Consider the following 23,400-nt stretch of genomic DNA (forward strand, 5'->3'; position numbering starts at 1 on the left):
CGGGGACCGCTCAGCGGACCTCGACCAGGCGGGCGAAGGTGACGACGTTGCCCTCGTAGCCGTTCTCCTTCGAGAAACCGCCGCCGCAGGTGATGACCCGCAGCTCGGCGGTGCCCTTGGAGCTGTAGACGCGGTCGCCGGGGAAGTCGTTCTTCGAGAAGACCTCGATGCCGTAGATCTCGAATACGGCCGTCTTCCCGTCCTGGCGGGAGATCTCGACGCGATGCCCCTTCTTCAGGGCCCCGAGGCCGTAGAACACGGCGGGGCCCTGCTTGTTGTCGACGTGCCCGACGACGACGGCGGTGCCCTTCTCGCCGGGGGAGACCGCGCCGGTGAACCAGCCGGCCAGGTTCGGGTCCTCCGGGGGCGGCGCGTCCACCCAGCCCTCCGCGTCCAGACCCACCGGCATCATCGGCGCGTCGACCTGGATGGCGGGGATCCTGACCCGGTCGGGCACGGAGTACGGCAGCGGGTCCCGCGCGGACTTCGCGAAGGTGCCGCCGGCCACCCGGCCGTCCGTCGCGGCCGCCGAGGCGGGCTGCGGCGGACCCACGTCGAATTCCCCCGAACCATTCCGAATGAGCGCGAGGCCGGTCAGCAGCACAAGCGCTATCACGCCCCACGGAGCGCGCTTCCTCCGCCGCTCCTCCTCTTCGGCCAGTTCGGACTCATGCATGGGCCATCCCCTCTCGACCCGGCCGTCGCCGCGTCAATTCGCGCATACGGGAACGCTAAGCGCCGCGTGGAAAACCGGCGACGGGGCAGTGGCGAACGGGTGGCCCCGCGCCTTGTGGTGAGCCATCCGAGTCGCCACCGGCCGAATTTTTCTGACGGTCCGTGACCTGCGGCGATATATCCTCCCGCGCATGCGCCGCGGTGTTTTCGCTCACCAGGACGGACCATTCCCGAAATGCGGTGCCGCGCAAGGCAACTGAGGGTCTTTCTGGGAGGCGCTTTCTCGCCGATTCTCCGGGGACGGGTCCCGGGGCGCCTTCCGCGGAGGATCACATGCGTAACACTCGTGCCCTGGCGGTGTCTGCCGCGGCGATCGCCGCCGTGGGGCTCGCCGCCCCCGCGGCCGTCGCCTGGGACACCCCGAGCAACATCGTCGCCCTGCCCAGCGTCATCGCCCGCGGCGGCCAGCTGACCGTCACGGTCGACGGCTGCAAGGCCGGCGGCACCATGACGTCCAACGCGTTCCCCACGGCCAACCTCACCGCGGTCCCCGGCTCCCCCAAGGAGAGCGCCCGGGGCACGGCCACCATCAACCGCCACGCCCGCCCGGGCTCCTACGACATCACTGTCAACTGCGGCGGCAAGACGCTGACCCGTCCGGCGGCCTTCACCGTCATCGGCGGTGTCCGCGGCGGTCTCGGCGGCAGCAGCTCCACCGGGGCCACGCCGACCGACATCGCCATCGGCGGTGGGCTGGTGGCGGCGGCCGCCCTCGGCGGCGGACTGTTCTGGATGCGCCGCCGGGCCGAGAAGATCTGACCGCACCGCCGGACGTTCCCGTCCGGCGGTGATCCGCCCCCTTCGGATCGCACGCCGAGCACGCCGAGCACGCCGACAGGGCTTCGCCCCGGATCCCGCGAGGATCCGGGGCGAAGCCCTGTGCGGAGACGGCCCGGTCAGGCGCCGTCCTCGCCCGCGCGGCGGCGGGACAGGTGGTACGCCGCGCCGACCGAGCCGGTGATCAGCAGCGCGCCCAGGCCGATCTCCCGCAGGTCGAGGCCCGCGACACTGCCGCCCTCACCGGCGTGCACGCCGTGCGGCGGATGCAGCGGCTCGGGGTGGTGCGTGGGCTCCGGGCGCCCGCCGGCGATGGTCAGGCCCGTCGACCCGCTCGCACCGTCACAGGTGAACGTCACCTGGTAGACCGCGCCCCGCTTGGCGTCCCAGTCGACCACGGCCGTCGCCGTCGACCGGCGCGGCGGGATGGTCACCGGGTCGAACACCGCCGAGGACACCCTCGCGGGACCCTTGCAGCCGCCGTCGTCCCGGTCCACCCGCAGGCTGACCTGACCGCCGGCCGCGATGGTGGAGGGCAGGACACTGAAGCCGAACGGGGTGATGTCCCCCTGTCCGTAGGCGGCGGCCGACGGCGCGGTCACGGCGAGGGCGCCGACGCCCAGCAGCGCGGCCGAAGCGACGCGTATCGCGCGCATGTGAATCCTCCGGGTCCCCGAGGAGCAGCGGCGGACTTCTTCCGCTCGCGTCAGAAATGCACCTCGATGACCGAAACGCTAGGAACATGCGAACGGACGCGCGATCCGTGTCGGGCGAACGGGGCAACCCTGTGGGCCGCTCAGGGGAACGGCGTGCGTGTCGCCGTCTCCCGGGCGGCCCGTGGTGGGTCAGTTCCCGAGGTGCAGGAAGAGCCGCAGGAACGGGTCGGCGGAGGCGGCGACGCCGCGGCCGTAGGGCGCGTCGAAGTCCCAGATGAGGAACAGCAGGAAGGCGATCAGCGCGGAGAACAGCCCGGCGAGGACCAGCTCGCGCGCGGTGCGCCGGATCTGCAGCGCGAACACCATCCCGATCGTGGCCGCGGCCCCGACCACCAGCCCGAACCACACCACCCCCGGCATGGTCGCCCCGGTCGACTCCGACCGGGCGTTGCGCGCCTGGTCGGCGGCCGTCACCTGGTCGAGGAGCGGCTGGTAGGCCTGCGCCTCGAAGTCGGTGCGCGGCTCGTAGTCGGTGACGTCCGCGCGGACCCGGTCCATGAGCGCCGTGCCGCGCTCGGTGACGCGGCCGTGGTCGGCCATGACCTCCCACTCGGTGGTGACGACGTGTCCGACATAGGCGTTGACGTCGTCGCGAATGCGGTCACGGACGTCGGGCGGGTAGACCCGGACCCGCTCGGAGATCTCGTGCAGCGCGACGGCCTCCGCCCGCACGTGCTCCTGGGCCGCGCTCCGTGCCTCCCAGACACCCGCGATGGCGAGACCCAGGACGATGGCGTACACCACGCCGATCCACATCGTCATGTACTCGATGACGTCCGGGGTCTCGCTCGGGTCCTCGTCCTCGGACGCCGTGCGGTGGCGTACGAGCGTGATGACGACCACCACCGCGCACGCGGCGAGCATCGCGAGGGTGAGAACAAGCCATTCCGGCAAGGGGAGCCTCCAGAGGGGTCAGCGGGGCCGCAGCGCGGCGACGGCGATCACCGCGGGCGTCGCGATGAGCAGGACGAAGGTGAGCGGGGACGGCGCGTCCCGTGTCGGCCGCCGATGCGGCGCGGCGCGGTGGCGCGGGTAGTGCACGGGCGCCAGGGAGGCGCTCGGCGAGGGCTCGGCCGACGGCGGGGGCTCGGGGTCGGCCGGGGAATGGGCGTGGGCGTGGCGCGCGGCGGGGGAGTGGGCGCCGGGCGGGCCTGCGGCGGCGCCGGGCGGGGCGGCGGGGGCGACTCGGGCCTCGGCGGCGGCGACGGGGGTGGTGGTGTCGGGGTCGGCGTGGGCTTCGGCGGTGGCGGTGGCGGTGGCGGGGGAGGCGGAGGCGGAGGGGTGGGTGTGGGTGTGGGTGTCGGCTCGGGGGGTGGCGTGGGCTTCTGGCACGGCGGGAACGTGGGCCAGGTGGTGCTCCCGGCGACCGCCACCGCCGTCGTGCCGCCCGGCCCCGTGGACGCGTAGGCGCAGGCGTCGGCGACGGCGGTGCCGGCCGGTGCCCCGACGAGCGACCACATCAGTGTCATGAGAGCCAACGCCCTTGCGGGGCCAGCGGATTGGGTCGGTTCGGGTTCTCGCACGACCAAGAGCATGATCGGCTCCGGGACGCGCCGCGCCGCCGCGCACCAGGAATGCCCCGAAGGGAGGACGGGCGCCCTGCGGCCCGTTGACCGCGACCGTCGCGCGGCGGGCTCGGGGCCGACGGCGGACGGCCGATGGCGGACAGCGGAAGAAAAGCGCGGGCGGATTGAACACAACCGGGACCCGCGTGCGTACCCCCTGTCGTGCGGCGGCGCAGCAGGGCGCTGCAACACCCTTGCTGATATGGGGAGTTGAAGATGAAGACCTCCTGGCGGAGCGCCTCACTCGTGGCGGGCGCCGCGGCGGTGCTGGCGCTGACGACGGCGTGCGGTCAGGAAACCGGCGGTGCCGCGAACAGCCAGAACGTCGGCGCCACGGCCTCGCCCGGCGACTACAGCAGCGTCGGCGCCGGTGAGGGCCCGGGCGGACTCGCCGGTGGCGAACAGGCCGCCCCGAGCCCGACCGAGGCCCCCGCGGGCAAGCTGTCCGTGGCGACCGACGCCGAACTCGGCAAGCTGATGACCGACGGTGTCGGGCTCACCCTCTACCGGTTCGACCAGGACACGGCCGAGCCGCCCGTGTCGAACTGCGAGGGCGACTGCGCCAAGACCTGGCCCCCGGTGCCCGCCGACGACGTCGAGGCCGGCGAGGGCATCGACAAGGCGCTGCTCGGCGAGATCACCCGCTCCGACGGCACGAAGCAGCTGACCGTCGCGGGCTGGCCGGCGTACCGCTACGTGAAGGACGTCAACGCCGGTGACGTCAAGGGGCAGGGCGTCGGAGGCAAGTGGTTCGCGCTGGCCCCCGACGGCAAGAAGGCGCGGTCCGCCGACCTGCCCGGGCTGTCCACCCGCGAGGACCCGGAGCTGGGCGAGATCGTCGTCGACGGCAACGGCATGACCGTCTACCGGTTCATGAAGGACGAGGCCTGGCCGAAACCCGTCTCCGCGTGCACCGGCGCGTGCCTGGACAAGTGGCCGGTCGTCGCCCCCGTGGCCGTCAATGACACCAAGGGCCTCGACAAGGAGGGCCTCATGAGCTTCACGCGGCCCGACGGTGCCGAGCAGCAGACGGTCGACTGCTGGCCCATCTACACCTTCGCCGGCGACAAGAAGCCCGGCGACACCAACGGCCAGGGCGTGGGCGGCACCTGGTACGCCGTCTCCCCCGACGGAAAACCGGTCGGCGCACCCAAGAAGTAGAGCGCCCTCCGTCACATTCCGGTACGTCCCTTCCGCGGTGTGTGGAAGGGGCGTACCGGTTTGCGTGTTCACGGATCCGATACGGGTCCGCTACCTTTCGTAGCGTTTTCGAACGGGCCGCGCCCGACAGCCATTTGGCACGTGCCGCAGGCAGTGACCGGGAACGGACGGTCAATTTCCGTTTCGGCTCGCTCCTTTGGCGGGCGATCAGTAGCCTCAGCTCGAACACCGGATCGCCGAGCCTTGGAGAGGTAGATGGAGCGTCCCGCCTGGGCCCCACGGAGCATCGACATCTCGGTGCCCAGCGTTTCCCGGATCTACGACTACTACCTGGGCGGTTCGCACAACTTCGAGGTCGACAGGGAAGCGGCCCGCAGGGCCATGGAGTTCATGCCGGGACTTCCCAAGATCATGCAGGCGAACCGGGCGTTCATGCGCCGCGCGGTCCGCTTCGCGGCCGACGAGGGAATCACCCAGTTCCTCGACATCGGATCCGGCATCCCGACCTTCGGGAACGTGCACGAGGTGGCGCAGGCCGCCCGTCCCGACGCGCGCGTCGTGTACGTCGACCACGACCCGGTGGCGGTGGCGCACAGCCAGGCGGTCCTGGCGGGCAACGAGAACACGGACGTCGTCGCGGCCGACCTCCGAAAGCCCCACGAAATCCTGTCGAGCCCTCAGGTCGAGCGGCTCATCGACCTGAATCGGCCAGTGGCGGTGCTCCTCGTTGCCATACTTCACTTCGTGGAGGACGCGGACGACCCGTACAGTGCGGTGGCCGAGCTGCGGGACGCGCTCGCGCCCGGCAGTCTGCTCGTGCTCACGCACGCCGCGTACGAGGGGATCCCGCTGCCCCAGGAGCAGGTCCAGGGCACGGTCGACGTGTACAAGGACATCCGCAATCCGGTGATCATCCGCTCGCGCGACGAGGTCGCACGGTTCTTCGAGGGGTACGACATGGTGGAACCCGGACTGGTGTCGATGGCGAACTGGCGGCCCGACACCTCGCCGGACGACGAGGACCCGTACGCCCACTCCGGCTTCGCGGGCGTGGGGCGGCGGGCGTGAGCGATCAGACGGAGCCGGACGGGCCGGAGGACAGACTGCGCCGGTTCGCGACGATCTGGAGCCGGGCCGTGTTCCCGGTGACCTCGACGTCCGCGACCCGGCCGGAGTTCGAGCGACAACTGCTGCCCCTCGCCCGGCGGTTGAGCGAGGCCCTCAGATCGCGGGCCTTCGACGCCGGCGAGGGAAGGGCCGTGGGCGCGGCCCTCGTCGACGCGCACTGCACCGACCCGGAGGCGCTCAGCCGCACCCTGGACTGCGTCGACGCCTACCTGGTGCTGTACTGCGGCGAGGGCGGCGACCAGGAGGACCTGCGGGCGCGTTCGGCGCGCCTCCAGCACGCCATGGCCGCCGGGTTCGCGCAGGCGCTGCGGGAACGCACCCTGTCGGAACAGGAGTCCATCGCGCAGGCCGCGCTGCTCGCGCAGGGCGTCGTGGCGCAGGCGCTGCACGCCAGCGAGGCCCGCTTCCGCGCCGTCTTCGAGGGCGCCGCCATAGGGATCGGCATCGCCGACCTGGACGGCACCGTGCTCCAGGTCAACGGCGCGCTGCTGCGCATGTTCGGGGTGTCCGAGCAGTCCCTTCGCGGGCAGAAGGTGATGGACTGGTCCCACCCCGAGGACGCGCCCCACACCTGGCGGCTGTACGACGAGCTGGTCCGCGGCGAGCGCGAGCACTACCACGTCGAGAAGGCCTTCTACCGGCCCGACGGAACGGTCCTGTGGACCAACCTGACGGTGTCCCTGCTGCGCGACGCGGACGGCGCCCCGCAGTACCAGCTCGCCCTCATGGAGGACACCACCGAGCGGCGGCTGCTCAACCTGCGGCTGCGCTACGAGGCCACCCACGACGCGCTCACCGGCCTGCCCAACCGCACGTTCTTCTTCGAGCGCCTGGAGAAGGCCCTGGCCGCGGGCGAGGGGCAGCGCTTCGGGCTGTGCTACCTCGACCTGGACGGATTCAAGACGATCAACGACAGCCTCGGCCACGCAGCCGGCGACCGGCTGCTCGTGGAGGTCGCCGACCGGCTCCAGTCCTGCGCGACCGCGCCCGGCGAGATGGTCGCCCGGCTCGGCGGCGACGAGTTCGTGGCGCTGACCACCGGCCCCGACACCCAGCGCGAGGTCGACGAGCTCGCCGACCGCATCATGAACGCGCTCCTCGCCCCGGTCAGCGTCGACGGCCGGGAGCTGACCGTGCGCGGCAGCATCGGCATAGTGGAGGGACCGGCCGGCGAGCGCAGCCCCGCGGAGGTGCTGCGCAGCGCCGACATCACCATGTACCGGGCCAAGTCGGCGGGCGGCAACCGCTACGAGCTGGCCGACCCGGAGGCGGACGCCCGCGCCATCACCCGGCACGGGCTCACCACGGCGCTGCCCGCCGCCCTGGAGCGCGGCGAGTTCTTCATCGAGTACCAGCCGCTGGTGCGCCTCGGCGACGGCAGCGTGCGCGGCGCGGAGGCGCTGGTGCGCTGGCTGCACCCGCAGCACGGGGTGCTCGGCCCGGACAAGTTCATCCCGCTCGCCGAGCACACCGGGCTGATCGTGCCGCTCGGGCGCTGGGTGCTGGAGCAGTCCGTGCGGCAGGCCCGCACCTGGCGGGAGAAGCACGTCGACGCGGGGCCGATGCGCATCAACGTCAACCTCTCGCCCTGCCAGCTCACCCACCCCGGACTCGTGCAGGACACCGTCGACATCCTGGAGCGCGCGGGCGTCGGCCCCGAGGTGCTGTGCCTGGAGGTGACGGAGTCGGCGCTGATCGGCGCGGACGACGACCTGCTCAAGCCGCTGCGCCGGCTCGCCGAGATGGGCGTCGACATCGCGCTGGACGACTTCGGCACGGGCTACTCCAACCTCGCCAACCTGCGCCGCCTGCCGGTGAGCGTCCTCAAGCTCGACCGCTCCTTCACCCAGAGCATGCAGCAGTTCCCGGCCGACCCCGTCGACCTGAAGATCGTCGAGGGCATCGTCTCCCTCGCCCACAGCCTGGATCTCGCGGTCACGGTCGAGGGCGTGGAGACGGGCGCCCAGGCCGAGCAACTGCGCATACTGGGCTGCGACACGGCCCAGGGCTGGTACTACGCCCGCCCGGGCCCACCGGAGCGCCTGCACGAGCTGGCCCTGGTGGACGCGACGAGGTGACCGGAAGGGGGCGCCCCTGAGGGGGCGCGGGGAACTGCGCGACAAGCCCCACGCGACCGTCGGTCCGGGACGAAGGGCAACCACCACCCGCGGCGGTGGGCGGAACAACGCGGTTCACCGTTCCAGCAGCATTCGCTGAAGCTCCCGCGCGGCCCGCGGCGGAGCCACATCGCTGCGGTGGGCCAGCGCGATCGTGCGGTGCAGTCCGGGCCGGGCCAGGGTTGTCACCCTGAGGCCCTGCCCGGCCCGCGCCGCCACCATCCGCGGCACGACGGCCACCCCGAGCCCCGCCCGCGCGAACCCGAGCACCGCGTCCATCTCGCCGCCCTCGACCGCGAAGTCCGGTTCGAAACCGGCGGAGCGGCACGCCGCCACGGTCAGCTCCCGCAGGTCGTAGCCGTGCCGGAACATCACCAGGCGCTCGCCCTCCAGATCGGCGATCCGCACCGTGCGCCGCCCGCCGCCCGGCCGGGGCGCGTCGGGCGACGACACCACCACCAGGTCCTCGCGCAGCAGCTCCACCGTCGTCAGCGCCGGCGACGGCGTGGGAAGCGGCAGCACCACCAGCGCCAAGTCGAGCGCGCCCCGGGCCAGTTCGCGCACGAGGTCGTGCGAGCCGCCCTCCTCGATCAGCAGCCGGACGCCCGGATAGCGGTCGTGGTAGGCGCGCAGCACGTCCGGCAGCAGGCCCGTGCACAGGCTCGGCGTCGCGCCCAGCCGGACCCGGCCGCGCCGCAACTGCACCAGCTCCAGCACCTCGTGCCGTGCGGTGTCCGCGTCGGCGAGGATGCGCCGGGCCAGCGGCAGCAGCGCCTCGCCGGCGTCGGTCAGCGTGATGTTGCCGCGGGCCCGCAGGAACAGGTCCGCGCCGAGCTCCCGCTCCAGCGCCCTGATCTGCTGGGACAGCGACGGCTGCGCGACATGGACCAGGTCGGCGGCCCGTGTGAAGTGCCGGGTCTCGGCGACCGCCACGAAGTACTGGAGCTGATGGAACTGCACGCAGCCATCATAGGCTCGCCCTATCGAATCAAGGCCGACCATGTCTTGGACCGATGGGGCGTCGGCCGCCTACCTTCGGTGACATGGCTCTGGCAACGCGGACGGACCGACGGCCGTCCATGGCGCGCACGGTGTGGGACTCGACCGTCGGCAAGAAGGCAGTGATGGCGGTCAGCGGCCTGATCATGCTGTCCTACCTGGTCGTCCACATGATCGGAAACCTGAAGATCTTCTTCGGGCCCGGCGAGTTCAACCGCTACGCCCACTGGCTGCGCACGGTCGGCGAGCCGTTCATGCACTACGGCTGGACGCTGTGGCTGGTCCGCGTCGTCCTCGTCGTCGCGGTGGTCGCGCACGCCGTGTCCGCGTACCAGCTCAGCCGCCGCGACATCAAGGCGCGGCCCGACAAGTACGTCCACAAGAAGCCCCGGGCGAGCTACGCGACGCGCACCATGCGCTGGGGCGGGATCATCCTCGGCCTGTACGTCGTCTGGCACATCCTGGACCTGACCACCGGCACCGTGCACTCCGGCGGCTTCGAGTCCGGCAAGCCCTACCAGAACGTCGTGGACACCTTCTCCACCTGGTACGGCAACGTCATCTACATCGTCGCGACGCTCGCCCTCGGCCTGCACGTGCGGCACGGCTTCTGGAGCGCCGCCCAGACCCTCGGCGTCGGCAGCCGCACCCGCGACCGCGCCCTGAAGGCCGCCGCCGGCGTCCTCGCGCTGCTGCTCACGGCCGGCTTCGTCGCCGTACCCGTGGCCGTCATGACCGGAGTGGTGAGCTGACATGACCGACTACGCGAACTACACGACGGGCGAGCCGCTCGTCGACACCAAGGCGCCGGCCGGCCCGGTGGCCGAGCGCTGGGACAAGCGACGCTTCGAGGCGAGACTCGTCAACCCCGCCAACCGCCGCAAGCACACCGTCATCGTCGTCGGCACCGGCCTGGCCGGCGGCTCGGCGGGCGCCACACTCGCCGAACAGGGCTACCACGTCGTCCAGTTCTGCTACCAGGACTCCCCGCGCCGCGCCCACTCGATCGCCGCGCAGGGCGGCATCAACGCCGCGAAGAACTACCGCAACGACGGCGACTCCGTCCACCGCCTGTTCTACGACACCGTCAAGGGCGGCGACTTCCGGGCCCGCGAGTCCAACGTGCACCGGCTCGCGCAGATCTCCGTCGAGATCATCGACCAGTGCGTGGCGCAGGGCGTGCCGTTCGCCCGCGAGTACGGCGGACTGCTCGACACCCGTTCCTTCGGCGGCGTCCAGGTCTCCCGCACCTTCTACGCCCGCGGCCAGACGGGTCAGCAACTCCTGCTCGGCGCCTACCAGGCGCTGTCCCGGCAGATCGCCGCGGGCAACGTCGAGATGCATCCGCGCACCGAGATGCTCGACCTGATCGTCGTCGACGGCCGGGCCCGGGGCATCGTGGCCCGCGACCTGATCACCGGCAGGCTCTCCACGTACTTCGCGGACGCCGTCGTGCTCGCGACCGGTGGCTACGGCAACGTCTTCTACCTGTCGACGAACGCCATGAACTCCAACGCGACCGCGATCTGGCGGGCGCACCGGCGCGGCGCCCTCTTCGCCAATCCGTGCTTCACGCAGATCCACCCCACGTGCATCCCGCGCACCGGCGACCACCAGTCGAAGCTGACGCTGATGAGCGAGTCGCTGCGCAACGACGGCCGGATCTGGGTGCCGAGGGCCAAGGGCGACACCCGCCCGCCGCACGAGATCCCCGAGGACGAGCGCGACTACTACCTGGAGCGGATCTACCCGTCCTTCGGCAACCTCGTGCCCCGCGACATCGCCTCCCGCGCCGCGAAGAACGTCTGCGACGAGGGCAGGGGAGTCGGCCCCGGCGGGCAGGGGGTCTACCTGGACTTCGCCGACGCCATCGAGCGCATGGGCCGCGAGGCCGTCGAGGCCAAGTACGGCAACCTCTTCGACATGTACCAGCGGATCACCGACGAGGACCCGTACCGGGTGCCGATGCGGATCTACCCCGCCGTGCACTACACGATGGGCGGCCTGTGGGTCGACTACGACCTCCAGACCACCGTCCCCGGCCTGTTCGCCATCGGCGAGGCCAACTTCTCCGACCACGGCGCCAACCGGCTGGGCGCCTCCGCCCTCATGCAGGGCCTCGCCGACGGCTACTTCGTGCTGCCGGCCACCATCAACGACTACCTCGCCCGCACCCCGCGCGGCGACGAGATCGACGCCCGGCACCCCGTCGTACAGGACGTGCTGGCCGGGACCGAGGACCGGCTGAACCTGCTGCTGGCCGTCGACGGCGACCGCACCCCGGACTCCTTCCACCGTGAACTCGGCGAACTCATGTGGGAGTTCTGCGGCATGGCCCGCTCCGACTCCGGGCTGCGCAAGGCCCTGGAGCGCATCCCGCAGATCCGCGAGGAGTTCTGGCGGCGGATCAAGGTCCCCGGCACCGGAGAGGAGTTCAACCAGTCCCTGGAGAAGGCCAACCGCATCGTCGACTACCTGGAACTCGCCGAGCTGATGTGCCTCGACGCGCTGCACCGCACCGAGTCCTGCGGCGGCCACTTCCGGGAGGAGTCGCAGACCCCGGACGGCGAGGCGGCCCGCAAGGACGACGCGTTCGCGTACGCCGCCGCCTGGGAGTTCACCGGCACCGGCGAGGCGCCCGTCCTGCACAAGGAAGACCTGGTCTTCGAGTACGTCCACCCCACCCAGCGGAGCTACGCATGAGGCTCACCCTGCGCGTCTGGCGGCAGAAGAACGCCCACGCCGACGGCGCCATGTCCACGTACGAGGTGGACGGCGTCTCACCCGACATGTCCTTCCTCGAGATGCTGGACACCCTCAACGAGGAGCTCATCCTCAAGGGCGAGGACCCGGTCGCCTTCGACCACGACTGCCGCGAGGGCATCTGCGGGGCCTGCTCGCTCGTCATCAACGGCGACGCGCACGGCCCGGAGCGCACCACCACCTGCCAGCTGCACATGCGGTCCTTCGAGGACGGCGACACCATCGACATCGAACCGTGGCGGGCGGCGGCCTTCCCGGTCGTGAAGGACCTCGTCGTCGACCGCTCCGCCTTCGACCGCATCATCCAGGCCGGCGGCTACATCACCGCCCCCACCGGCGCCGCGCCCGAGGCCCACGCCACGCCCGTGCCCAAGCCGGACGCCGACTTCGCGTTCGAGCACGCCGAGTGCATCGGCTGCGGGGCCTGCGTCGCCGCCTGCCCCAACGGCGCCGCGATGCTGTTCACCTCCGCGAAGGTCAACCACCTCGGCGTCCTGCCGCAGGGCGCGCCCGAGCGCGAGACCCGGGTGCTCGACATGGTGGCGCGGATGGACGACGAGGGCTTCGGCGGCTGCACCCTGACCGGCGAGTGCGCCACCGCCTGCCCCAAGGGCATCCCCCTGACGTCCATCACGAGCATGAACAGGGAGTGGCTGCGCGCGACCCGCGAGGTGGCCCGGAAGTAGGTCCCGCCACCCGCGCGGAGACCCCCAGACGTTCGCCGACGAGGTGCGGACGGGCGGGGCCGGGAGTGGTGCTCAGAACCCCGGCCCCGCCAAGTACCCCGTCGGCTCCGCCGAGCGCCCCGCCGCCCCGCGGAACCCGGCCCACGTCGTTCAACAACCCCACATCCCCCCTCCTGGCACATGTCACGTGCACGCCAACCGGGATCGGAAGAACAGGACCGGCGGGCCGAATAGTCACCGGTCCTGCCCTCTGCCGCCGCCGAACCCGGCCCGTACCAGGAGAGAGCCATGAACGGCGTCACCACGCTCGACCGCCCCCCGCAGCCCGCGGCACCCACCCGCTACACCGTCACCTTCGCCCGCGACGAGGAGGACGTACGAGCCGCCCAGCGGCTGCGGCACGACGTCTTCGCCGGCGAGCTGGGCGCCCTGCTGGCCTCGCCGGAGCCCGGGTACGACATGGACGCCTTCGACGCCTACTGCGACCACCTGCTCGTGCGGGACACCGTGACCGGCCAGGTCGTCGGCACGTACCGGCTGCTGCCGCCCGAGCGGGCCGCCGTCGCCGGACGGCTCTACTCCGACAGCGAGTTCGACCTCACCGCCCTGGACGCGATCCGCCCCGGCCTCGTCGAGGTCGGCCGCTCCTGCGTCCATCCCGACCACCGCGACGGCGCGGTCATCGGGCTGATCTGGGCCGGGATCGCCCGCTACATGGTCGACCGCGGACACGAGTGGCTCGCCGGCTGCTGCTCCCTCCCGCTGGCCGACGGCGGCGCCTTCGCCGCCGCCACCCTGGACCGCGTCCGGGCCAGGAACCTCGCCCCCGAGGAGTACCGGGTGAGCCCCCTGCGCCCGTGGAGCCCGGACGGCATCGCCCGCCCCGCCGCCCGCACCGAACTGCCGCCCCTGCTGCGCGGCTACGTCCGCCTCGGCGCCTGGGTGTGCGGCGAACCCGCCCACGACCCGGACTTCGGGGTGGCCGACCTGTACGTGCTGCTGTCGATGCGGCGGGTGAACCCGCGCTATCTGAAGCACTTCCTGTCGCTGGTGCCGGCGTGATGACCGCGGTCCGGATCGGCCGTGCGGCCGCCGGCGCCGTACGGTGCGCCCGCGCGGGCGGAACGGGCGGCGTGGCCGGCGCCGGCCCGCACGCGACCAGCGCCCTCCCCGCGGGCTCCGCCTGGCTGCCGTCCGCTCCCTGCACTCCGGCCGCGTGCGTCCCGGCGCGGGCCTCCCGTACGGCGGCGCCGCGCGCGCTGGCGCGGATCGCGGGGCTCGTCGGCCTGCTGCTCACCGGCCTCGTCCTGTCGACCCTCGTCCGGCGCGTCCCCGCAGGGCTCGTGCGGCGCTGGTGCCGGTGGCTCGTGCGGGCCGCCGGTGTCCGGGTGCGTTTCTCGGGCGCGGCGGCGCCGGACGGCGGGGTCCTGCTGGTCGCCAACCACATCTCGTGGCTGGACATCCCGCTGCTCGCCGCCGTGCGTCCGGCACGGATGCTCGCCAAGAAGGAGATCGGCGCATGGCCCGTCGCCGGTCCGATGGCCGCGCGGGGTGCCGTCTTCATCGACCGCGACCGGCTGCGCGCGCTGCCGCACACGGTGGCCCACCTGACGTCCCTGCTCCGCTCGGGGGCCGCGATCGCGGTGTTCCCCGAGGGCAGCACCTGGTGCGGCCGGGCGCAGGGCACCTTCCGGCGTGCCGCCTTCCAGGCCGCCCTGGACGCCGGCGTCCCCGTCCAGCCGGTCCGCATCCGCTACCGCCGCGCCGACGGGTGCCTCGCCACGGCGCCCGCCTTCGTCGGCGACGACACCCTGCTCGCGTCCGTCTGGCGCGTGACGTCCGCCCGGGGCCTCGTCGCCGAGGTGCACGTGCGGGACACGATCCGGCCCGGAGCCCACCGGGACCGCCGCGGACTCGCGGCGGCGGCCGAGCGGTCGGTGCTGCGCGAACCGGCGCGGGACTTGGTGAGGGGCCCGGCGCGAGGCCCGGTGAAGACCCCGGCGCGAGGCCCGGTGAAGACCCCGGCGCGGGGTCCGGTGAGGGTGCCCCGCCGCGCGCTCAGGAGGGCAGGGACAACGCCCGCGCCAGATACGGCGCCGTAGCACTGCCCGCGGCCCGGGCCACCTCGGACGGCGGGCCCGCCGCGACGATCCGGCCGCCCTCGTCGCCGCCGCCGGGGCCGAGGTCGATCACCCAGTCCGTGTCCGCGACCACGGCCATGTCGTGCTCGACGACGACCACCGTGTGACCGGCGTCGACCAGGGCGTGCAGGCGGGCCATCAGGATCTCGGTGTCGGCCGGGTGCAGACCGGTCGTGGGCTCGTCCAGGACGTACAGCGTGTGACCGCGCCGGACCCGCTGCAACTCGCTCGCCAGCTTGATGCGCTGGGCCTCCCCGCCGGACAGCTCGGTCGCGGGCTGGCCGAGCCGCAGGTAGCCGAGCCCGACGTCCAGCAGGGTGCGCAGACTGCGCGCGACGGCCGGCGTGCCCGCGAAGAACTCCGCCGTCGACTCCACCGTCAGGTCCAGCACCTCGGCGATGTTCCGGCCCCGGTACTTCACGTCCAGCGTCCCGGGGTTGTAGCGCGCCCCGCCGCAGTCCGGGCACGGCGCGTACGTGCTCGGCAGGAACAGCAGCTCCACGGCGACGAAGCCCTCGCCCTGGCAGGTCTCGCAGCGCCCGCCCGCCACGTTGAAGGAGAACCGGCCCACGCCGTAGCCCCGTGCGCGCGCGTCGTCGGTCTGCGCGAACACCTTGCGGACCACGTCGAACAGACCCGTGTACGTGGCCAGGTTGGAGCGCGGCGTGCGGCCGATCGGCCGCTGGTCGACGGAGACCAGGCGGTCCACACCCGGCAGGTCCTCGGTGAGTTCACCGATCAGCGTCGACTTGCCCGACCCCGACACCCCGGTCACCGCCGTCAGCACCCCGAGCGGGAACTCGGCCGTCACCCCGCGCAGGTTGTGCCGCGTGACCGGACCCACCGTCAACCCGCCGCGCGGCGCGCGCACTTGGCGCACGGGCGTCGGCGAGCGGTCGAACAGGTGGCGGGCGGTCGCCGAGTCCGCCGTCCCGGCCAGCTCCGCCACGGGACCGCTGTGCAGGACGCGCCCGCCGTGCTCCCCGGCGCCGGGGCCCACGTCCACGAGCCAGTCCGCGCCGCGCACCACGTCCAGGTGGTGCTCGACCACGAACACCGAGTTGCCCGCCGCCTTCAGCCGCTCCAGCACCGTCAGCAGCGCCTCCGTGTCCGCCGGATGCAGCCCGGCGGACGGCTCGTCCAGGACGTACACCACGCCGAACAGGCCGGACCGCAACTGCGTGGCCAGGCGCAGGCGTTGCAGCTCGCCCGCCGACAGTGTGGGCGTGGCACGGTCGAGGCTCAGGTAGCCGAGGCCGAGTTCGACGACCGGCGCGATGCGGGATCTCAGGTCGTCGATGAGGACGCGGGCCGTCTCCGAACGCCCGTCGGCGAGGACACCGGCCAGCGCGGTGAGCGGCAGCGCCGCAAGGTCGGCGATGGTCCGGCCCGCGAACGTCACGGCGAGCGCTTCCGGGCGCAGCCTGCGGCCCGCGCAGGCGGGGCACGGCGCGCTGTCGAGGAACCGCTCCGCCTTCGCCCGCAGCGTCGCGCTCCTGGACTCGGCGAACGTCTTCATCACGTACCGCCGCGCGCTCATGTACGTGCCCTGGTACGGGCGTTGGATGCGGCCGGCGTCCCGCACCGGGTGGACCGTGACCACCGGCTGCTCGTCCGTGAACAGGATCCACTCCCGCTCGGCGGCGGGCAGCTCGCGCCACGGCCGGTCCACGTCGTACCCGAGGGCGTCCAGGACGTCCCGCAGGTTCTTGCCCTGCCAGGCGCCCGGCCACGCGGCGATCGCGCCCTCGCGGATCGACAGCGACGGGTCGGGAACCAGCGACTCCTCGCTCGTGCCGTGCACGTGGCCCAGGCCGTGGCACTCGGGGCAGGCGCCCGCCGCGGTGTTCGGGGAGAAGGCGTCGGAGTCGAGCCGCTCGGCGCCGGGAGGGTGGGCGCCCGCCCGCGAGAACAGCATCCGCAGCGAGTTGGACAGGTTGGTGACCGTGCCGACGGACGACCGCGACGTCGGCGCCGCACGACGCTGCTGGAGCGAGACCGCGGGCGGCAGCCCGGTGATCTCACCCACCTTCGGCGCCCCCACCTGGTGGATCAGCCGCCGCGCGTACGGCGCCACCGACTCGAAGTACCGGCGCTGCGCCTCCGCGTAGATCGTGCCGAACGCGAGCGACGACTTGCCCGAGCCGGACACGCCCGTGAACACCGCGACCACGTCCCGCGGGATGTCCACGTCCACGCCCTTCAGATTGTGCTCGCGGGCGCCGCGGACGCGGACGTACGGGTCGTGCGGGGCGTGCATGCGGGAGGGCTCCGGGGGTGCTGGTGGTCGGGCAAACCCCGCGATTCTATGCGAACGGGGCGGGCGTCCCGAGGGTCCACGCGGAGTTCACGGCTCCGTCGGCTCGACTCCACCGGCCGCCCCTAGCCTCTCGCGCGACCGCCCCCTACCGAGGAGTACCGTGAGCGCTTCCGCTCTGACCGCTCTGACCGCCGCGTTCCTGATGGTCACCCCGGCCGCCGCACAGCAGCCGGTGTCCGTGTCCGCGCGGGCCGAGACGCCCGCCGTGTACGACGACGAGGCGGGCGGCAACGCCGACGCCGACGACCCCGCCGTCTGGGTCGACCCGAAGGACCCGGCGCGCAGCATCGTCATCGGCACCCTCAAGGAGGCCGGTCTCGACGTCTACGGCCTCGACGGGCGCCGCGTCCAGCACATCGCCGCGCCCCCGGCCCCCGGAGAGGACGCCGCCGTCGGCCGGTTCAACAACGTCGACGTCGTCTACGGCTTCGAACTGAACGGCCGCCGGACCGACCTGGCCCTCGTCAGCGACCGAGGCAGGGACCGCGTCCGCGCCTACGCCATCGACCCCGCCGCCGTCGCGGCCGGCCGCCCGCCGCTGAGGGACGTGACGGCCGCCGACGCCGCGCCGGTCTTCGCCGCGAGCGAGGCCGAGGTCGACGAGCAGCACACCGCCTACGGCCTGGCCGCCTACAGCGACGACGACGAGGCGTACGTCGTCGTGTCGCAGCGCAACGAGACGCGCGTACGGCTGCTCCGGCTGGAGGACCGCGGCGGCCGCGTCGGCTACCGCACCGAGGACACCCTCGCCCTGCCGTCCGCCTTCCGGCTGCCGAACGGCCGCGACTGGACGCCGTGCGCCGACCCGGGCGAGGGCCCGCAGGTCGAGGGCATGGCCGTGGACCAGGAGGAGCACGTGCTGTACGCCGCGCAGGAGGACGTCGGCCTGTGGCGGATCGACCTGGACGACGAGGAGTTCGACACGCCCAGGATCGTCGACCGGGTCCGCGAGTACGGCACCCCGTGGACCTACGACGCGGAAGAGGAGGAGTGCGTCCTCGACACCGCGAACGACCCGGGCTTCGGCGGTGAGCACCTGAGCGCCGACGCCGAGGGCGCCGCCGTCTACCACGCCGCCGACGGCAGGGGCTACGTCCTCGCCTCCAGCCAGGGCGACAACACCTTCGCCGTGTACGAGCGCGACGGCGGCAACGACTACGTCGGCTCCTTCGCCGTCACCGAGAGCGCCGCCACCGACGGCGTGCAGCACTCCGACGGCTCCGCCCTGGTCAACGTGCCGCTCGGCGCCGGCTACCCGAAGGGCCTGCTCGTCACCCACGACGGCGAGGCCACGCCGGGCGACGGCGACCGTGAGGGCACCGACTTCAAGCTGGTCCGCTGGGACGCGGTCGCCGGGGCCTTCCCCCGGCCGCTGACCGTCGACACCACGTCGTTCGACCCCCGCGACGCCGACTGACGCCGTGGCGTCCGCCCGGTGCCGTCGGCGCCCCGGGCGGACGGCCGCCTGGCGCGCAGGCGCTCAGGCCCGCACGAGCGAGGCGAGCCGCCGGTAGGAGTCCAGCAGCGCCGCCCGGTCGTGGGTGCTGGTGGTGACCAGCACCTCCTGCGCGCCCGTCTCCTTCAGCACCGTCTCCAGTTCGTGCGCCACCTGCTCCTCGGTGCCCGCGAGGTGACCGGCGAGCGCGGCCTCGTACAGGCCGCGCTCCTTGGCGGTCATCGCCAGGGACTCGACCCGCTCGGCGGGCGGCAGCGGCGGGAACGTGCCGCGGGTGCGGGAGTACGCCGCCGACCAGGCCTCCGGAATCAGCAGCCGCCGCGCCTCCTCGGGCGTGGCCGCGACGGCGATCGTGCCGGAGATCACGACGTACGGCTCGCTCGCCCACTCGGAGGGAGTGAACGCCGCGCGGTAGTGGTCGACGCCGCGCCGCATCCTCTCCCGGTTCCTGAGGTCGCCGATCACCAGCGGCAGCCCGGCGCGCGCCGCGATGCCGGCGCCCTCGCCCATGGCCAGCACGAACGGCGGCACGGTGAGCCCTTCGGCGGGCCGCGCGTGCACACCCGTGGGGGAGGTGCCGCGGAACCAGCCGAGCAGCTCCGCGAGCTGCGCCTCGAAGTCGCCGGCGTCGCCCTTGTCCCGGCCGAGCGCCCGGCGCACCCCGTCGGTGAAACCGACCGAGCGGCCGAGGCCCATGTCGACGCGCCCCGGGAAGAGGGACTCCAGCACCCCGAACTGCTCGGCGACGACGAGGGGTTGGTGGTTGGGCAGCATCACGCCGCCGGTGCCGACCCGGATCGTGCCGGTCGCGGACGCGACGGCGGCGGCCAGCACGGTCGGCGCGGAGCCCGCGACGCCGGGCACCCCGTGGTGTTCGGACACCCAGAAGCGGTGGTAGCCGAGGCGCTCCGCCTCCCGGGCCAGCGCCACGGTGTCGCGCAGCGCCTCGGCCGCGCTGTGTCCCTCACGGGTGCGGGAGCGGTCGAGGACGGAGAAGCGGGTCGCGGCGATCACGGAACTCACACTGCTTCCAACGCCGGACGGCCCGCGGCATTCCCGCCCTCACCGGACGTCACCGCGCCGGTACCGACAGCTCCGCGTCGTGCTCGTGCTCGCAGGCGTCGTCGACGCCGTGCGCCTCCCACGCGGGGAACGGGTCGTCGGGTGGCAGGGGTTCGCCGGGCGCCATCAGGCAGGCGGTCAGCGTCGCGTGCAGCGCCCCGGCGTCCAGGCCGGTCCCGATGAACACCAGCTCCTGCGCGTACGGGGCGTCGGCGTCGCGGGCCGCGGACGGCTCGAAGCGGGCCACGGCGCCGGCCTGCGACCACAGTCCCGTCACGCGCGGCCGGGACGCCAGCGTGAAGAAGCCCTTGGAGCGCAGGACCCGCCCGTACGTCCCGCCGTCCAGGCCCTCCGTCACGAACGACCACAACCGGCCCGGGTGGAAGGGCAGGTGGGAGCGGAACACGGTGGAGGAGATGCCGTACTCCTCGGTCTCCGGCACGTGGTCGCCGTTCAGCTCGCGCACCCAGCCGGGTGCCTGCTGGGCGCGCTCCAGGTCGAACAGGCCGGTGCCGAGCACCTGGTGGAGGTCGACCCGCCCGTGCACGGCCGGCACGATCCGGGCGACCGGATTGAGGCGGCGCAGTGCCGCCCGCAGCCGCCCGGCCGCCGTCTCGTCCACGAGGTCGAGCTTGTTGAGGACCAGCACGTCGGCGAACTCGACCTGGTCGACGAGGAGATCACTGACCGTGCGCTCGTCGTCCTCGAACGGGGCGAGGCCGCGCTCGGTGAGGTCGTCGCCGCTGTCCAGCTCGGCGAGGAAGTTCGCGGCGTCCACAACGGTGACCATGGTGTCCAGCTCTGCCACGTCCCCGAGGGTGGCGCCGTCGTCGCGGGCGAAGGCGAAGGTGGCCGCCACCGGCATCGGCTCGGAGATGCCCGAACTCTCGATGAGGAGGTGGTCGAAGCGTCCCTCGCGGGCGAGCCGGTCGACCTCCTCCAGCAGGTCGTCGCGCAGCGTGCAGCAGATGCAGCCGTTGGTCAGCTCGACCAGCCGCTCCTCGGTCCTTGACAGGGCCGCCTCGCCGCCGCGCACCAGCGAGGCGTCGATGTTGACCTCGCTCATGTCGTTGACGACGACGGCCACCCGCAGGCCGCCGCGGCCGGACAGCACGTGGTTGAGCAAAGTGGTCTTGCCCGCGCCGAGGAACCCGGAGAGCACGGTGACGGGCAGTCGGTCCACGGTCACGGGATCAGCCCTCGGGGCGCAGCAGCCCGCGCTCGTAGGCCCGGACGAGGTGCTGCGGGACGAGGTGCCGGACGCCGTCGACGGTGACCGGGACCAGCGTCGGCGTGGCGGCCTTCCACTGGGCGCGGCGGTGCCGGGTGTTGCTGCGGGACATCTTCCGCTTGGGGACGGCCATGGGTTCCTCCTCGGTGGACGAAAGACGGTGCCGGGCACCGCGCACGAGCACCGAGGACGCTATATGAAAATGGATCCCATTAACAATTTCCCGCCGGTCCGGCAGCCGGAGGGGCGGCGACCGGCGCCCATCGCGGGACCCGGCTGTCTAAGGTGGCGGTGTGACCGACAGCAGCAAGCGTCCGATCGCCGTCTTCGACCTCGACAACACCCTCGCCGACACCGCGCACCGGCAGAAGTTCCTGGAGCGCAAGCCGCGCGACTGGGACGCCTTCTTCGCGGCGGCGCCCCACGACCCGCCGCTGCCGCACGGCGTCGCGATGGCGGTCGAGAGCGCCGAGGAGTGCGAGGTCGTCTACCTGACCGGACGGCCCGAGCGGTGCCGGCGGGACACCCTCGACTGGCTCGCCGCCCACGGGCTGCCCGAGGGTCCGGTCCACATGCGGCGCGACCACGACCGCCGCCCCGCCCGGCGCACCAAGCTGGAGACCCTGCGCCGCCTGGCCCGCACCCGCGAGATCCGTGTCCTCGTGGACGACGACGAACTGGTCTGCGCGGACGCCGAGCAGGCGGGCTTCACCGTCGTACGGGCGAACTGGGCCACCCCGTCGGCCGAGCTGAAGGTGGCGCAGGAGCGCGAGGGCCGGACCTGACGCCGGGGTTCGCGCCCCGGGCGGGCCGGCGGCGCGTCACTCCGAGTCCTCCAGGCGGAATCCCACCTTGAGGCCCACCTGCCAGTGCGCGATGCCGCCGTTCTCGATCTGGCCCCGGACCTGGGTCACCTCGAACCAGTCGAGATTGCGCAGCGTCTGCGACGCGCGGGAGATGCCGTTGCTGATCGCCTGGTCGATGCCGTCGGGCGAGGTGCCGACGATCTCCGTGACCCGGTACGTGTGGTTGGACATGCGGGTGCTCCTCTCGCGGTGACGACGGTGCGGCATGTGTCGCGCGTCACTCCACGGTGCCCCAAGCTGCGGCGGAGCGCGAGGCGTCGCACCTCCGGGCGGGCGACACTTGACCGCCGCATTGGTCCATACCAAAATCCCGGTCACGCCCGTGCGAGCGCCCCGCTCGGCCCCCCACGTCGGGTTTCCCAGCCCTGTCCACAAGACAGAACAGGACCCTCCGTGAGACGTCGCCTCCTCGCCCTCGCCTGTGTCACCACGTCCCTGCTCGGCGGCTGCGGCATGCTGCCCGGAGGAGAGGGCGAGCGGCGCACCGTGACCGTCTGGTTGATGAAGGACAGCGCCTCGCAGGACTTCCTGGACCGCTTCACCGAGGACTTCGAACGCACCCACCCCGACCTCGACCTCGACATCCGCATCCAGCAGTGGACCGGCATCGGCGAGAAGGTGCACGCCGCCCTCGCCGCCGACGGCACCTCGGGGCCGGACGTCATCGAGGTCGGCAACACCCAGGTCCCGCAGTACGTGGAGGGCGACGGGCTGCTCGACCTCACCCTGGAGTCCATGCGGAACTGGGGCAACCGCGACTGGCTGCCCGGCCTCGCCGAACCCGGCCAGCGGTTCTCCCAGCAGTACGGCATCCCCTGGTACGCGGCCAACCGCGTCGTCATCTACCGCAAGGACCTCTTCGAACAGGCCGGCGTCACCGCGCCGCCGAAGACCCGCGAGGAGTGGCTCACCGCCACCGAGAAGCTCAACTCCGACGGCAGACAGGGCATCTACCTCGCCGGGCAGGACTGGTACACGCTCGCCGGGTTCATCTGGGACGAGGGCGGCGACCTCGCCGAGGAGAGCGGCGGGACCTGGCGGGGCGCCCTGGACAGCGCGGCCGCCCTGCGCGGCATGGACTTCTACCGCCGGCTCCAGGCCCTCGGCGAGGGACCGGCCGGCGCGGACGAGGAACACCCGCCGCAGGCCGGTGTCTTCGCCGAGGGCGAGGTCGCCCAGATCGTCGCCGTGCCCGGCCTCGCCCGCGCGATCGTCAAGCAGAACCCGGAGCTGGAGGGCAGGCTCGGCTTCTTCCCCGTGCCGGGCAAGAGCGCGGCCGAGCCGGGCGCCGTCTTCACCGGCGGCTCCGACCTCGTCGTCCCGGCGAACACCGACGAACGCGACGGCGCCGTCGAGGTCGTCGGCGCGCTCGCCGGCGCCAAGTGGAACGCCGAACTCGCCCGCACCATGAACTACGTGCCCAACAAGACCACCCTCGCGAAGGCCGTCGCCGGCGAGGAAGGGGTCGCCGCCATGGCGGCCGGGGCCGCGCAGGGCAGGGCGACCCCCAGCACGCCCGAGTGGGCGGACGTCGAGGCGGACAACCCCATCAAGGCGTACATGACGAGGGTGCTCACCGGCGCCGACCCGGTGACGGAGGCCCGCCGCGCCTCCCGCCGCATCACGGAACTCCTGAGCCCGAAACTCAACTGACGGCCCGGCGCGCGGGCTTTCCCG

General features: G+C 72.9%; 22 protein-coding genes. 12 read left to right on the forward strand and 10 right to left on the reverse strand.

Annotated features, from left to right (window positions below; genetic code table 11):
* Window positions 1-10 precede the first annotated feature (10 nt).
* Window positions 11-676, reverse strand: a complete 666-nt coding sequence (locus tag ACZ7D7_RS17225; protein WP_470825175.1) for a class F sortase — start codon at window positions 674-676, stop codon at window positions 11-13.
* Window positions 677-1,008: 332 nt separating this feature from the next.
* Here ACZ7D7_RS17225 and ACZ7D7_RS17230 point away from each other — a divergent pair, with 332 nt between their 5' ends.
* A complete protein-coding gene (locus tag ACZ7D7_RS17230; RefSeq protein ID WP_470825176.1) occupies window positions 1,009-1,494 on the forward strand; it encodes a hypothetical protein in 486 nt (161 codons plus the stop codon).
* A gap of 137 nt (window positions 1,495-1,631) precedes the next feature.
* Here ACZ7D7_RS17230 and ACZ7D7_RS17235 read toward each other — a convergent pair whose 3' ends face one another.
* From ACZ7D7_RS17235 to ACZ7D7_RS17245, 3 genes are all read right to left on the reverse strand, one after another.
* The gene (locus ACZ7D7_RS17235) at window positions 1,632-2,168 is read right to left on the reverse strand and encodes a hypothetical protein (protein WP_470825177.1); all 537 of its coding nucleotides are present in this window, start codon (window positions 2,166-2,168) and stop codon (window positions 1,632-1,634) included.
* A gap of 189 nt (window positions 2,169-2,357) precedes the next feature.
* Window positions 2,358-3,122, reverse strand: coding sequence for a bestrophin-like domain (locus ACZ7D7_RS17240; protein WP_470825178.1), 765 nt, complete (start codon window positions 3,120-3,122; stop codon window positions 2,358-2,360).
* An 18-nt stretch (window positions 3,123-3,140) separates the two neighbouring features.
* Complete coding sequence (locus ACZ7D7_RS17245; protein ID WP_470825179.1) at window positions 3,141-3,560, reverse strand: hypothetical protein; 420 nt, start codon at window positions 3,558-3,560, stop codon at window positions 3,141-3,143.
* A 449-nt stretch (window positions 3,561-4,009) separates the two neighbouring features.
* On the opposite strand from ACZ7D7_RS17245, the gene ACZ7D7_RS17250 reads away from it, so the two are divergent.
* The 3 genes from ACZ7D7_RS17250 to ACZ7D7_RS17260 all read left to right on the forward strand — a co-directional run bounded on the left by ACZ7D7_RS17250 (window position 4,010) and on the right by ACZ7D7_RS17260 (window position 8,160).
* The gene (locus ACZ7D7_RS17250; RefSeq protein WP_470825181.1) at window positions 4,010-4,954 is read left to right on the forward strand and encodes an SCO0930 family lipoprotein; all 945 of its coding nucleotides are present in this window, start codon (window positions 4,010-4,012) and stop codon (window positions 4,952-4,954) included.
* A gap of 255 nt (window positions 4,955-5,209) precedes the next feature.
* Window positions 5,210-6,022, forward strand: coding sequence for an SAM-dependent methyltransferase (locus tag ACZ7D7_RS17255; protein WP_470825182.1), 813 nt, complete (start codon window positions 5,210-5,212; stop codon window positions 6,020-6,022).
* Window positions 6,019-8,160, forward strand: coding sequence for a putative bifunctional diguanylate cyclase/phosphodiesterase (locus ACZ7D7_RS17260; protein ID WP_470825183.1), 2,142 nt, complete (start codon window positions 6,019-6,021; stop codon window positions 8,158-8,160). Before ACZ7D7_RS17255 ends, ACZ7D7_RS17260 begins: the two co-directional genes overlap by 4 nt.
* A gap of 114 nt (window positions 8,161-8,274) precedes the next feature.
* On the opposite strand, the gene ACZ7D7_RS17265 is transcribed toward ACZ7D7_RS17260, so the two are convergent.
* Window positions 8,275-9,159, reverse strand: coding sequence for a LysR family transcriptional regulator (locus tag ACZ7D7_RS17265; protein WP_470825184.1), 885 nt, complete (start codon window positions 9,157-9,159; stop codon window positions 8,275-8,277).
* Between the two features lie 119 nt (window positions 9,160-9,278).
* Here ACZ7D7_RS17265 and ACZ7D7_RS17270 point away from each other — a divergent pair, with 119 nt between their 5' ends.
* The 5 genes from ACZ7D7_RS17270 to ACZ7D7_RS17290 all read left to right on the forward strand — a co-directional run bounded on the left by ACZ7D7_RS17270 (window position 9,279) and on the right by ACZ7D7_RS17290 (window position 14,749).
* Entirely contained in the window at window positions 9,279-9,950 is a 672-nt protein-coding gene (locus ACZ7D7_RS17270; RefSeq protein WP_470825355.1) for a succinate dehydrogenase, read from the forward strand.
* Between the two features lies 1 nt (window position 9,951).
* Entirely contained in the window at window positions 9,952-11,901 is a 1,950-nt protein-coding gene (locus tag ACZ7D7_RS17275; protein WP_470825185.1) for a fumarate reductase/succinate dehydrogenase flavoprotein subunit, read from the forward strand.
* Entirely contained in the window at window positions 11,898-12,647 is a 750-nt protein-coding gene (locus ACZ7D7_RS17280; RefSeq protein WP_470825187.1) for a succinate dehydrogenase/fumarate reductase iron-sulfur subunit, read from the forward strand. Before ACZ7D7_RS17275 ends, ACZ7D7_RS17280 begins: the two co-directional genes overlap by 4 nt.
* A 288-nt stretch (window positions 12,648-12,935) precedes the next feature.
* A complete protein-coding gene (locus tag ACZ7D7_RS17285; RefSeq protein ID WP_470825188.1) occupies window positions 12,936-13,709 on the forward strand; it encodes a GNAT family N-acetyltransferase in 774 nt (257 codons plus the stop codon).
* Entirely contained in the window at window positions 13,706-14,749 is a 1,044-nt protein-coding gene (locus ACZ7D7_RS17290; protein ID WP_470825189.1) for a lysophospholipid acyltransferase family protein, read from the forward strand. Before ACZ7D7_RS17285 ends, ACZ7D7_RS17290 begins: the two co-directional genes overlap by 4 nt.
* Here the strand turns inward: ACZ7D7_RS17290 and ACZ7D7_RS17295 are convergent.
* Window positions 14,706-17,048: an ATP-binding cassette domain-containing protein gene (locus ACZ7D7_RS17295; RefSeq protein ID WP_470825190.1), complete on the reverse strand. Its 2,343-nt coding sequence runs from the start codon at window positions 17,046-17,048 to the stop codon at window positions 14,706-14,708. The genes ACZ7D7_RS17290 and ACZ7D7_RS17295 overlap by 44 nt on opposite strands.
* Before the next feature lie 160 nt (window positions 17,049-17,208).
* On the opposite strand from ACZ7D7_RS17295, the gene ACZ7D7_RS17300 reads away from it, so the two are divergent.
* Window positions 17,209-18,525, forward strand: a complete 1,317-nt coding sequence (locus tag ACZ7D7_RS17300) for a phytase (RefSeq protein WP_470825191.1) — start codon at window positions 17,209-17,211, stop codon at window positions 18,523-18,525.
* A gap of 63 nt (window positions 18,526-18,588) precedes the next feature.
* On the opposite strand, the gene ACZ7D7_RS17305 is transcribed toward ACZ7D7_RS17300, so the two are convergent.
* The 3 genes from ACZ7D7_RS17305 to rpmF are packed head-to-tail and all read right to left on the reverse strand — an operon-like array spanning window position 18,589 to window position 20,990.
* Window positions 18,589-19,587 carry an LLM class flavin-dependent oxidoreductase gene (locus ACZ7D7_RS17305; RefSeq protein WP_470825192.1) on the reverse strand — a complete coding sequence of 333 codons (999 nt, stop codon included), beginning with the start codon at window positions 19,585-19,587 and terminating at the stop codon, window positions 18,589-18,591.
* Between the two features lie 49 nt (window positions 19,588-19,636).
* Window positions 19,637-20,815: a GTP-binding protein gene (locus ACZ7D7_RS17310; RefSeq protein ID WP_470825193.1), complete on the reverse strand. Its 1,179-nt coding sequence runs from the start codon at window positions 20,813-20,815 to the stop codon at window positions 19,637-19,639.
* A 4-nt stretch (window positions 20,816-20,819) separates the two neighbouring features.
* On the reverse strand, window positions 20,820-20,990 hold the full coding sequence (gene rpmF, locus ACZ7D7_RS17315) for a 50S ribosomal protein L32 (protein WP_101375277.1): 171 nt from the start codon (window positions 20,988-20,990) through the stop codon (window positions 20,820-20,822).
* A gap of 160 nt (window positions 20,991-21,150) precedes the next feature.
* On the opposite strand from rpmF, the gene ACZ7D7_RS17320 reads away from it, so the two are divergent.
* The gene (locus tag ACZ7D7_RS17320; RefSeq protein WP_470825195.1) at window positions 21,151-21,642 is read left to right on the forward strand and encodes a phosphatase domain-containing protein; all 492 of its coding nucleotides are present in this window, start codon (window positions 21,151-21,153) and stop codon (window positions 21,640-21,642) included.
* A 36-nt stretch (window positions 21,643-21,678) separates the two neighbouring features.
* On the opposite strand, the gene ACZ7D7_RS17325 is transcribed toward ACZ7D7_RS17320, so the two are convergent.
* Window positions 21,679-21,894, reverse strand: coding sequence for a dodecin (locus ACZ7D7_RS17325; protein WP_470825197.1), 216 nt, complete (start codon window positions 21,892-21,894; stop codon window positions 21,679-21,681).
* Between the two features lie 222 nt (window positions 21,895-22,116).
* On the opposite strand from ACZ7D7_RS17325, the gene ACZ7D7_RS17330 reads away from it, so the two are divergent.
* Window positions 22,117-23,376, forward strand: a complete 1,260-nt coding sequence (locus ACZ7D7_RS17330) for an extracellular solute-binding protein (protein WP_470825199.1) — start codon at window positions 22,117-22,119, stop codon at window positions 23,374-23,376.
* Window positions 23,377-23,400 lie beyond the last annotated feature (24 nt).

This window comes from Streptomyces sp. NPDC037054 (assembly GCF_055606745.1).